We start from the raw sequence: 11,895 nt of genomic DNA on the forward strand, positions 1-11,895 counted from the left end.
GAATTGGTGGTCCTCCTCAATTTTCTCCAAATTCACCAACAGATTTTTGCAAATAATTCGCAATAAGCATTTTTTCCCTTATTTTTGTGCGTTTTACAAAACAGAAATTAGAAAAATCACATAAAAGTTCATTGTATGGCCCAGGAAGATGTTTTCAAAAAGTTGGTAGCCCATTGTAAGGAGTACGGGTTTGTATTTCAGTCGAGTGAGATTTACGACGGCCTTGGTGCCGTTTACGACTACGGTCAGAACGGTGTTGAGCTCAAAAATAACATTAAAAAATATTGGTGGGATTCCATGGTCCTGCTGCACGAAAATGTTGTCGGACTCGATTCAGCAATTTTTATGCATCCCACCACCTGGAAGGCCTCCGGTCACGTTGATGCTTTCAACGACCCCTTGATTGACAACAAAGACAGTAAGAAGCGTTATCGGGCCGATGTGTTGATTGAAGATCTCATGGCCAAATACGAGGGAAAAATCGATAAGGAGATTGAAAAAGCCCGCAAAAAGTTTGGAGATGATTTTGATGAGGCACAGTTTCGCGAAACCAATCCTCGGGTGAAGGCCAATCAGGCCAAGTGGGATGAAATTCACGGCCGTTTTGTGAAGGCTCTGAACGACAATGACCTTCAGGAGTTGCGCCAGATCATTGTGGATTATGAGGTGGCTTGTCCGTTATCCGGCTCCAAGGAGTGGACCGATGTGCGCCAGTTCAATTTGATGTTCTCTACCGAGATGGGCTCCACAGCAGAGGGTGCCTCAAAAATTTATCTGCGTCCCGAAACGGCTCAGGGTATTTTTGTAAACTTTCTGAATGTGCAGAAAACCGGCCGCATGAAATTGCCTTTTGGTATCGCCCAGATTGGTAAGGCATTTCGTAATGAAATTGTGGCCCGTCAGTTTATTTTCCGCATGCGCGAATTTGAGCAGATGGAGATGCAATTTTTTGTCCGTCCCGGTGAGGAGATGAAATGGTTCGAATATTGGAAAGAGATGCGTATGAAGTGGCATAAATCGATGGGCATGGGGGATAAGAAATATCGCTTCCACGACCACGATAAGCTGGCACACTATGCCAATGCGGCCACCGATGTGGAGTTTGAGATGCCCTTTGGTTTCAAAGAGGTGGAGGGAATACACTCCCGCACCGATTTTGACCTTTCTCAGCATCAGGAATTTTCCGGTAAGAAAATGCAATATTTCGATCCTGAACTGAACAAGAGTTATGTGCCTTATGTGATTGAAACCTCCATCGGGGTGGATCGCATGTTCCTGAGTATTCTTGCCGGTGCTTATACCGAAGAGGAAGTTCCCGGAAAAGACGGAAAGTCCGAATCGCGCGTCGTGTTGAAATTACCCCCTGTTCTGGCGCCTGTAAAACTGGCGGTGTTGCCACTGGTACGTAAAGACGGACTGCCTGAAAAAGCGCTGGAAATAATGGATCAGTTTAAGTTTGACTTTAACTGCCGCTACGAGGAGAAGGATTCCATCGGGAAGCGTTATCGCCGTCAGGATGCTATTGGCACACCGTTCTGTATCACTGTTGATCATCAGACCATGGAAGATGATACTGTGACCATCCGTTACCGCGACAGTATGGAGCAGGAGCGGGTTAAGATTTCGGAGTTATACAGCATTATGACAGGGCATATAAGTATGAAAGAGTTGCTGAAATCACTGGTTTAGCCTGAATAATTCATGGATTTTCGTTATGAGATGCTCTAATCCCAAGAAATTTAAGAAACCGCAGGCAAATTTGAAGAAGAAAATAGTGAACTATTTTCAAATTAAATTTGCTGAGGACTCTTGAATTTCGCTGGTAGTTGAGTATCTTAATAGATAATTTGTGAATTAATCAGGTTCGATTTTTAGAAAATAGAGTCTCATAAAGATTAGAATTAAACCCGGCTATTGCCGGGTTTTTCGTTGATACCACAAAGGTCACCAAAAGTCGCAATGGCCGCGGAAAATTTCAATCCAGAATGGAAGGATTTGTGGATGTCATTGGTAACACCGTGAAGCAATCCCGACTTTTCCGCGGTTAGCGGTGTTTCCCTTTGTGTTGCCCGGTGCTTTCCAGTGGTTAAAAAAAGATAAACCACAGAGATATTGTTTTCTTCTTTCTGTGTTTTTTCTCGATTAAAGATTCTCTTCGATGTATCATTCCTTATTTCTCGTCTAAAGTTGTAAATTTGTCTGTTTCAAAGCCTGAGGTTTTATGAGAAAAGCAGATATATCCAAACGCAAGAAATTTGATTTTCTGGTTATTGGCTCCGGAATGGCCGGACTTAGTTTTGCCCTTAAAGTGGCAGGTAAAGGTAAAGTTTGTATCATCAGTAAAACAAAGCTGGATGAAACCAACACCTCTTATGCCCAGGGGGGGATCTCCTCTGTGACCTATGCTCCCGATAATTTCGAAAAGCATATTCAGGATACGATGACTGCCGGGGCGGGACTTTGTGATCCTGAGGTGGTGCGTCATGTGGTGGAGAAAGCACCCGGGCAGATTGAAGAGTTGATACACTGGGGAGTTCGTTTCGATAAAGATAAAGAAGGACATTTTGATTTGCACCGGGAAGGCGGACACTCGGAGAACCGGATTCTTCATCATAAAGACCAGACCGGTTACGAAATTCAGCGGGGACTTGTTCAGGCCGTTAGGGAGCACCCGGATATAGAGGTGTTGGAGGATCATTTTGCGGTGGAAATTATAACACAGCACCACCTGGGTGAGTTGGTGCATCGCTGGCGGCGCGACATTGAGTGTTATGGTGCTTATGTGCTCAACAGACGCACCAATAGTGTTGAAACCATTTTGTCGAAAGTGACCTTGATGGCTACCGGGGGAGTTGGCAGTGTTTATCAGACCACCACCAATCCTTCTATTGCTACAGGAGATGGTGTTGCTATGGTTTATCGGGCCAAAGGGATTGTGGATAATATGGAGTTTATTCAGTTTCATCCCACTTCGTTGTACAATCCCAAAGAACGGCCTTCTTTTCTGATAACAGAGGCTATGCGTGGGTTTGGTGGCATATTGAAGCGCCGTGACGGGAAAAAGTTTATGCATAAGTACGACGAGCGGGAGTGTCTTGCACCGCGCGACATCGTGGCGCGTGCCATTGACAATGAGTTGAAGACCACCGGAGATGATTTTGTCTATCTGGATGTAACGCATAAACCCAAAGAGGAGATAAAGGCCCATTATCCAGCTATTTATGAGAAATGCCTGTCGCTGGGGATTGACATTTCCAAAGATTACATTCCCGTGGTTCCGGCCGCTCATTTTTCCTGTGGTGGAATCAAGGTAGATGAAATGGCGCGTACATCCATTGGACGTCTTTATGCTGCCGGTGAGTGCAGTTGCACCGGACTTCACGGGGCCAACCGGCTGGCATCCAATTCTCTGTTGGAGGGTATTGTTTATGCTGATGCTGCGGCCCGGGATGCAGTTGCCACTGTGCAGTCGTATTCTTTCTGTAAGGATATTCCGGAGTGGAACGATGAAGGAACATCTCACCCTGAGGAGATGGTGTTGATTACCCAAAGTCAGAAAGAGATAGAACAGATTATGAGCTATTATGTGGGCATTGTGCGCTCCAATCTTCGTTTGAAAAGAGCACTTGACCGGTTGGAAATCATTTACCATGAAACGGAAGATTTGTATCAGCGCTCCACTGTTTCGCAACGTCTTTGCGAGCTCCGAAATTCCATTCAGGTGGGGTACCTGATTATAAAAATGGCCCGCCAGCGAAAAGAGAGCAGGGGGCTTCATTACAACAGCGATTACCCGGATATGATAAAGCTGGGAAGCTGATGATGATGGTGAAACACATCAGGCACTTGAGAAAATGATTTGTTTAAGATGAATTAACCTGTTTAATCTAATGAACGAACAGTTATGAGCCATGAGCTAACAGCTGATTTATTATGGATATCATATTGATCATAATTGGAATTTCCTTATTGTTGGCAGGGTTTGTCGGTTGTGTATTGCCGGTTTTGCCAGGCCCTCCGCTGAGTTTTTTAGCTTTACTAATGCTTCAGATAACCCGATGGGGTGATTTTAGCAGCAGTTTTTTGTGGTTCTCGGCATTAGCGGCAATAGTGGTGACAATTTTAGATTATGTGGTGCCAGTTTGGGGAACAACGCGTTTTGGAGGAACCCGGGCCGGCATTTGGGGGGCTTCCATTGGCTTGGTGGTGGGGCTTTTTTTCGGCCCTGTCGGGGTTGTGCTGGGCCCTTTTGCCGGTGCCTTTGTTGGCGAACTGGCGGGAAATGCTGATTCGGGAAATGCATTTCGTTCTGCCCTGGGAGCTTTTTTTGGTCTGATGACCGGTGTGGTGTTGAAGCTGATAGTTTCCGGGGTTTTTACCTGGTACTTTGTTAAAGAGTGGATGTTCTAAGAGGAAAAGGTGGTGGTCCCGGAGTAATCCTGTGTTTTAAAAGTCTGTATATTAGGGATTGTGCTATATCCTGGTTCTTCCTTCGGGACAGTTGCGGCACATTTCAATATTCCTTCGGTTCGATAATATTTTTTGTTTAAAGGTCTTGCTGTTGTTGTTTTGCCATATTTTTATCAGCGTGTTTCTGGAGATGTTTCCTAAAATGTGCTTTGCGTCTTTGTCGTAGCAGCAGGGAAGCAAGGATCCATCCCAGGTAATGACCGGGTTGCTCCATTGTCTCCAGCAGTGATTGTAAGCTTTTTTTCTTAATCGGAATGATGATTCGGCAGGGACGTTTTCATATCGGGAGTGTTCTTTTGCCGGTTTAACACTGCCGTCTCCAAATTCATTCATTTGTGCTGACTTAATTTCAAGTTTGTCCACTCCGACACTCCTGCACCAGTCCCGAATCCTTTTAATTTCGTTTTTGTTGTGTCTAAATGCGAGGGTTTGAACCACAACAAGGGGATTTGTTGCATTTTCTTCTTCCCGGGCCTCAATCAGGCTCAAAATGCCATTTTTGACCTTCTCCACGTTGCCTCCCCTCCGGTATTGTTCGTATATTTCCTGCGAAAATCCGTCAAGTGAGATTACAATTCGCGACAATCCAGAGGAGATAAGTTTTTGGCACATTTCTTTGTCAAGGAGTTGAGCATTGGTGCTTAGCGTTGTATAGGTGCGTGCCTCGTCAGCTTTCCTTATCAAAAAATCTATTTGTGGATGTATCAATGGCTCACCCTGAAAGTAAAGATTCAGGTAAAGTGTGTATTCTTTTATTTCATTGATGATTTTGGTGAAAAGTACGGGGTCAATATTGCCTTTTTTACGGGTCAGTACTGCCGCTCCGGTCGGGCACTCCGGACACCTTAACTGACAATGTCCTGATGGCTCTACAGAGAACGCATAGGGCTGGCCTAACCATTTCGGTTTTTGGACAATTCGGGAAAAGAAATATCCTCCGAAGAGTTTGAAAAGATTTAATACCCTTCGGAGGCTTAGGCACTTTAAGTATGATAATTCGTTATTAAGGAACGCAGATTGTCTAAACCACATGGATTGGTTCTTATGGAATCACAAAAAGAAATCAGAAAGACCGTTGTGTTTAGTTGGTCTCCAGTATGTCCAGAATCTGATCGAGCCTGGGGGTCAGGATGATTTCTGTACGTCTGTTTTTGCGCTTTCCTTCTGTCGTTTCATTGGAGACGAGGGGTACGTGAGGCCCGCGACCGGCTGCAATTACTCTGGAGGGATCAACCTCGCTGTTTTCCAGCAAGATACGTGTAACAGACGTCGCGCGTTTCACACTCAGATCCCAGTTGTCGAGCAAAACTCCGCTGCGGTAAGGCACGGGATCGGTGTGACCCTCAATCATGATATTGATGTCTTTTTTCTCGCCCAGCACATTTGCCACCTGGCGAATGGCCGATGCTCCTTCGGTGCTGACCTGGTAACTTCCTGAACCGAAAAGTAGTTTTTCTTCCATGGAAACATAGACTTTTCCATTTTTGATGTGTACTTTCAGCTGACTTTGGTCAAAGCCTGTCAGTGCATCGGCAATGGCTTTCCGAAGAGCATTGCTTGCACTGTCTTTTCGGGCAAGTGCCTGTTCCAGTTCCATGAGGCGGCGATTCTGTGCTTCAAGTTGTGACTGTGCTGAGGTTAACTCGCTCATGGCATTTTGCAGCTCTGTTTTGCGGGATTCAAGGTCTCTTTCTGCGGCAATCAGCGCGTCCTCTCTTGCCTGAAGGTCTTCCTGCAGCTTCTGCAGATAGGCAAGCAACTCTTCAGAGTCGGCAGTTCCGGTTTGGTTGCGTAATTGTGACAGCAGATCATCGTACTCTGTTCGCAGGTGGTTCAGGTCTCCCCGACAAGCCCTCACATCCCGGCCTTTTTGTAATGTGTCTGCAGTTAGTGCAGCGACCTGATTTTTCAGACGGTCTGCCAACTCCTTCAGCTCTTCTGTACGCCCTTTCAGTAGTTCTTTATCGCTGCTGAGGCTTTCCACTTTGTCAGTCAGTTGCTGATTGCTCTCCTCCAACTCCCTGAATTGATTTAGAGGGACACATGAAAACAAGAGAGAACTGAAAATAACGATAACTCCAAGGTGCTTTAAGGGTCTCATAATTTTTAATTTTAATTGTTGCTTATTTCGGGGCGGATACAAAAATCCATCGCCTGAATAACGGTAAAAACAGGAAATGATTATTTTCAAATATCGGGTTTCCGCGTAAAACTAATAAAATTTTTTACTGTTTACTGAAGTGAAAGAAGAGATTGGGCTTTTAATCATCTGTAAAATATTAACATTCTTTTATCTTTGCATCATTAAACCGTAATGTCATAAAACAGAAACAAGGGAATGGAAGAGGCCGCCAAAGAATTTTTGAAACATATTGATTCTCCTGAGGATTTGCGGAAGCTTCCTCAGAAAGATCTGATGCATGTTTGCTCGGAATTGCGCGATTACATCATTGATGCTGTCTCATGTAATCCCGGTCATTTTGGTGCAAGTCTCGGAGTGGTGGAACTTACCGTTGCTCTTCATTATGTGTTTAATACGCCTTATGATAAAATTATCTGGGATGTTGGGCATCAGGCTTACGGTCATAAAATCCTGACCGGACGAAGAGATCGTTTTGATACCAATAGAAAATACAAAGGTCTTAGCGGTTTTCCCAATATTTTTGAAAGTGAATATGATGCCTTTGGTGTAGGACATTCATCGACTTCCATTTCCGCTGCGTTGGGAATGGCTGTGGCTGCCAACCGGCAGGGGGAGAAGAACCGACAGACTGTGGCTGTGATCGGTGACGGGGCGATGACTGCCGGCCAGTCCTTCGAAGGGCTTAATAACCTGGCAGCCAGTAAAGCCAATGTGCTGGTGGTGCTCAACGATAACAATATGGCCATCGACCCCAATGTGGGTGGATTTAGTGAATATCTGGTTGATATTGCTACGAGCCATACTTACAATAAACTGCGGAAAGAGGTTTTTAAAGCACTTCAAAAGTTTAATATTGGCGGTCCGCGTTCGCGCGATATGATTATTAAGATCAACAACAGTATTAAAACCCTGCTCACGCGGCAGACCAATATTTTTGAGGGATTAAATGTCCGATACTTTGGTCCGGTGGACGGGCACGATGTGGAAAGATTGGCCAATGTGCTTAAAGATTTAAAGGAGATAAAGGGGCCCAAAGTCCTTCATATCATTACTAAAAAGGGAAAGGGGTTTAAGCTTGCTGAGGAGAATCAAACTGCCTGGCATGCCACCGGAGGCAAATTTGATAAAACCACGGGCCGGTTTTTGGAAAGCGCATCAAATACCCCCAGACCCCCGAAATTTCAGGATGTTTTTGGACACAGCATCATTGAGCTTGCAGAGAAAAATGAGAAAATCGTGGGAATTACTCCGGCCATGCCTACCGGGTGCAGCCTGAATCTGATGATGGAGAAAATGCCTGATCGTGCTTTCGATGTGGGCATCGCTGAACAACACGCGGTGACTTTTGCTGCCGGTCTTGCCATTTCCGGAATGGTTCCTTTTTGTAATATATACTCCACTTTCATGCAGCGGGCTTACGATCAGGTCATTCATGATGTGGCGCTGCAGAAACTTAATGTGGTGTTTTGTCTCGATCGGGGCGGACTGGTGGGGGCTGACGGTCCCACGCATCACGGTGCTTTTGATTTGGCTTATTTCCGTTGCATCCCGAATATGACTGTTTCTTCACCAATGGATGAGGAAGAGCTGCGGAACCTGATGTACACTGCCCAACTGCCTGATATGGGGCCTTTTTCCATTCGTTATCCGCGCGGCAACGGCACTAATATAGATTGGCAAACACCTTTTCAAAAAATCGAGGTAGGTACCGGACGTGAGCTCTCTGAGGGTTCCGACCTGGTGTTTCTGACCATTGGGCCAATAGGTGCTAAGGTTGAACGCATTGTAACGCAACTAGCGGATGAGGGCATTTCTGCCGGGCACTGTGATATGCGATTTGTGAAACCGTTGGATGAAAATTTACTTCTAAAGGTTTTTGACAGATATCAGAAAATAATTACCATTGAGGATGGTGCTATCACCGGGGGCTTGGGAACTGCGGTTATTGAGTTTATGGCTGAAAATGGATATTCCGCGACCATTAAACGATTGGGGATACCGGATAAGTTTATCGATCAGGGAACCCAGACTGAGTTGGCCCGTGATTGCGGATATGATATGGAGGGTATCCGTCAGGCGGCACGTTCTATGGTTGGGAAAACTGAATAAAGAACTTAAAAAAACCACTTTAACCGAACCGCCCCCAGATAATCTGTTGTACTTCCTTCTTGGATTGTCTTGTTGAAGAATAAATTCAGATTAGCTGTCAGATAAAGGTTTCGTTGAAGAGAATATTCCATTGCAGGACCAGCATGCCAGCCATTTGTGCCCACAAAATGCATCAGATTTATTGTTCCGGAAAGCAACGGTGTAAATGGATATTGCAGAGAGCTGAAAAGGGTGTATCTGGTTACACTTAGATTTTTTATAGATGCCTGTCCTGTAATAAAATTGCTAAATCCATCTATTGAGTTACTTAAATTACTGCTGTACAAAAATTCACTTTGCCACAATAAGTTGTTTTTAAAAGTGTAATTAATTCCGGTGGAGGCTATTAATGTTTCTTTTCCGAGGTCGGGAATTAAAAACGTTCCTTCTCCGTAAAAACCCGCATTGCCAATATGGCCGGACCATCCCAGGCCGGCTGTCCAGTCATGGTCATTGAGCCTTCCTCCTAAAACCTGCCAGTCGTACCTCCCGGCATTAAACCGAAACCGCATGGCCATTGTCTTTCGATGGTCGGAATCTATTTTGAATACTCCGTCAAGCTGGGAGGCCGGTCCTGTAAATAGTTGCAGGCGTACTCCGTCAATCCCGGGCCTTTCGGGATAGTCCAAATCAAAAAACGAATAAGCATTGAAGATATCGTTGGGATTCCATACCATTGCCTGCCCCCAGTTGATGCGTTGCCGCCCGGCCCTTACCTGCAGTTTTCCCAGGTAAAAATCAAACCAGAGTCGGTCTATGGTCATGTTGAGAATTGCTGAATTGCCTGTGGCGATGTTGTGAGACATATCCAGAAAGCCCTGGTCACTGTCGATAAAAGCGGCATAACCTGGAATATCATTAACCGTTTGCCCGTGAATGAGCCGGTTTCTAAACTGGATGACGCCAATGACAGTGGAAGAAAAATCGTAACTCAGGTTTATGCGATTGTGTATGGTTGTTTCACGAAGGTTTTGATTAAGTTCTTCCAGATGGTACCAACCCGGCATAATGCCCAGGTAACCGTCAGCTTTCATCTGACCGCTTATTTGGCAGGAAATAAAAAATGCAACTATCAGAAAACAGGTTCTCATTTTTTTAGTTTTTTACAACTTGGTCATTTCGTCCGATTTAATTTTACCATCTTCAAGTGTTACTACCCGTCGGGCTTTTTTAACCACTCTGGCATCGTGGGTTGAAAATATAAAAGTAGTCTTTTCTTTTTTGTTGAGTTCTTCCATGATGGCCAAAAGATTGTCTGCTGAAGCAGAATCGAGGTTTGCGGTGGGTTCATCGGCCAGAATGAACCGTGGGCGTGATGCCAGAGCCCGTGCCACTGCAATGCGTTGTTGTTGTCCGCCTGAAAGTTGCCGGGGCCGGATGTCCGCCTTTTCGGGAATTCCCACTGCTTCGAGAAGTTCATGGCTTCGTTGTCGGCGTTTTGATTTCGAAATTCCCTGTAATTCCAGGATAAACTCGATATTCTCGCGGGCTGTAAGAACTGGTATCAGGTTGTAAGCCTGAAAGATGAAGCCAATATTGTGTAATCTGAAATTGATTTTCTCACTGCTGGAGAGTTGATTGATTTCTGTATCATTAATGATGACCTGTCCCTTATTAGGATCATCGAGTCCGCCAATAATGTTGAGTAGCGTTGTTTTTCCTGAGCCGGACGGGCCTACTATGGCGGTAAATTCTCCTTCATCAATGGTTAAATCCACCCCGTTTAGGGCATATACAGGTACCTGACTGCTGTTGTAAGTTTTGTGTAAATCCCTGATGGTTATTATAGACATGGTTTTTGGTTTTGTTGTTCTGATGTATTTGGTATGTTAGTTATTAATAAGGTTCTAATGGCTGCGGGCTAAATTCCCCGAACTGCTTCTGACGGATTTAATTTCAGTGCTTTCCAGGCCGGGTATATGGATGCCAATATCCCGGAAAGAATCACCATTATTGCAATGTTGAGAACCAGGACAGCATTCCATTCAGGATAAACAATTGGATCAAATCCCATTTCTGTTAGCCCTGTTGCCCAAATGGATAAGTCAATTCCAATGGTGGAGAGATGCCATACTGTCAACAGGCCTGTCCCAATGCCCAGCAGGCCTCCGGTGGTACAAAGCATCACAGTTTCCAGCACAATCATTGCGAATATGCGTGCGCGGGCCATGCCCACCGACATGAGCATGCCGATTTCCCGGGTTCGTTCCAGTACGGCCATGAGCATGGTGTTCACAATTCCAAAAGCCAGAGCCATCAGAATAATGACCACAAAAATGTACATATAGGTATTGCTCAATTCAGTAATGTAACCCAGTTCCGGACTGAGTTCTTTCCAGGGCACGGCATCTGTATCCTTCAGATTGTTTTCAATTTCAGGGGCTGTCTGCATTGCCTCCTCCGCATCCCGGAGTTTTACAACTATTGCATGGCATTTGGCGGATGGTATGTTGGTTAATTGAGCCAAATCAGACTTGCGTACCAAAACATGTGTCCCGTCGAATGCCGTGTTGCTGGTACGGAAAATTCCTGCCACGCGGAATGCTCCTCCTGTTAAGGTTCCTTCCAGATCCTGAAATCTGAGAATGATTCTTGAATGCAGGTCGATTTTTAGTTGCCGGGCCAGTTTTTCTCCCACCACCGCTTCCTTTGAGTAGGGAGAATCGAACCAGCTGCCCTCCCGCACCTTTTCATACAGGTTAAGAACGTTTTTCTCCATTAAAGGATCTATCCCTAAAATTTTAATTCCACGGGCTGTTTCGGCAGAAGCAGCCATTCCCTGTACGATAATACGTTCAGATGCAGCCTCTACCATCGGAAGAGAACGTATTCTGGTTGACTCAGCGGACGTCAGGAGCAACGATAGTTCCCGGGAATTTCGGTACTCATTTCGGAAAACCTGAAGGTGCCCAGTTTCGGTCTCTACGCCATCGCGAAGCCGTTGTTTCATCCATCCGTTCATGAATGTGGACGAAAAAATACCTGCAAACATGCCTGCCGTTAGAGCTAAAATAATTATCCAGCTCCTGACAGGACTTCTCCAGATGTTTCTCCAGGCAATTTTTAGTAGCATAGCTTTTCGCTGTTTTCCCGGAATTCACATTGATGAATTCCGGGGTGTTTGTAAATCAGGT

9 protein-coding genes are annotated in these 11,895 nt (G+C 45.2%); 4 read left to right on the forward strand and 5 right to left on the reverse strand.

Features of this window, described 5'->3' with window-relative positions:
- Window positions 1-135: 135 nt before the first annotated feature.
- From W7W_RS0102525 to W7W_RS0102540, 3 genes are all read left to right on the forward strand, one after another.
- Complete coding sequence (locus tag W7W_RS0102525; protein ID WP_010662289.1) at window positions 136-1,689, forward strand: glycine--tRNA ligase; 1,554 nt, start codon at window positions 136-138, stop codon at window positions 1,687-1,689.
- Between the two features lie 532 nt (window positions 1,690-2,221).
- On the forward strand, window positions 2,222-3,820 hold the full coding sequence (nadB, locus tag W7W_RS0102535; RefSeq protein WP_010662291.1) for an L-aspartate oxidase: 1,599 nt from the start codon (window positions 2,222-2,224) through the stop codon (window positions 3,818-3,820).
- 113 nt (window positions 3,821-3,933) lie between these two features.
- Window positions 3,934-4,410: a DUF456 domain-containing protein gene (locus tag W7W_RS0102540; RefSeq protein WP_010662292.1), complete on the forward strand. Its 477-nt coding sequence runs from the start codon at window positions 3,934-3,936 to the stop codon at window positions 4,408-4,410.
- A 63-nt stretch (window positions 4,411-4,473) separates the two neighbouring features.
- Here the strand turns inward: W7W_RS0102540 and W7W_RS23045 are convergent, their stop codons facing one another.
- A complete protein-coding gene (locus W7W_RS23045) occupies window positions 4,474-5,502 on the reverse strand; it encodes a radical SAM/SPASM domain-containing protein (RefSeq protein ID WP_025006665.1) in 1,029 nt (342 codons plus the stop codon).
- Window positions 5,503-5,551: 49 nt separating this feature from the next.
- Window positions 5,552-6,571 (reverse strand): OmpA/MotB family protein, encoded by a 1,020-nt coding sequence (locus tag W7W_RS0102550; protein ID WP_010662294.1) that lies wholly within the window; start codon window positions 6,569-6,571, stop codon window positions 5,552-5,554.
- A 237-nt stretch (window positions 6,572-6,808) separates the two neighbouring features.
- Here W7W_RS0102550 and dxs point away from each other — a divergent pair, with 237 nt between their 5' ends.
- The gene (dxs, locus tag W7W_RS0102555) at window positions 6,809-8,722 is read left to right on the forward strand and encodes a 1-deoxy-D-xylulose-5-phosphate synthase (protein WP_010662295.1); all 1,914 of its coding nucleotides are present in this window, start codon (window positions 6,809-6,811) and stop codon (window positions 8,720-8,722) included.
- 5 nt (window positions 8,723-8,727) lie between these two features.
- Here the strand turns inward: dxs and W7W_RS0102560 are convergent, their stop codons facing one another.
- The 3 genes from W7W_RS0102560 to W7W_RS0102570 all read right to left on the reverse strand — a co-directional run bounded on the left by W7W_RS0102560 (window position 8,728) and on the right by W7W_RS0102570 (window position 11,834).
- Window positions 8,728-9,852 carry a hypothetical protein gene (locus W7W_RS0102560; RefSeq protein ID WP_010662296.1) on the reverse strand — a complete coding sequence of 375 codons (1,125 nt, stop codon included), beginning with the start codon at window positions 9,850-9,852 and terminating at the stop codon, window positions 8,728-8,730.
- 12 nt (window positions 9,853-9,864) lie between these two features.
- On the reverse strand, window positions 9,865-10,554 hold the full coding sequence (locus tag W7W_RS0102565; protein ID WP_010662297.1) for an ABC transporter ATP-binding protein: 690 nt from the start codon (window positions 10,552-10,554) through the stop codon (window positions 9,865-9,867).
- Window positions 10,555-10,622: 68 nt separating this feature from the next.
- A complete protein-coding gene (locus tag W7W_RS0102570; RefSeq protein ID WP_010662298.1) occupies window positions 10,623-11,834 on the reverse strand; it encodes an ABC transporter permease in 1,212 nt (403 codons plus the stop codon).
- Window positions 11,835-11,895 lie beyond the last annotated feature (61 nt).

It is taken from the genome of Marinilabilia salmonicolor JCM 21150, assembly GCF_000259075.1.
Taxonomy (GTDB): Bacteria; Bacteroidota; Bacteroidia; order Bacteroidales; family Marinilabiliaceae; genus Marinilabilia; species Marinilabilia salmonicolor.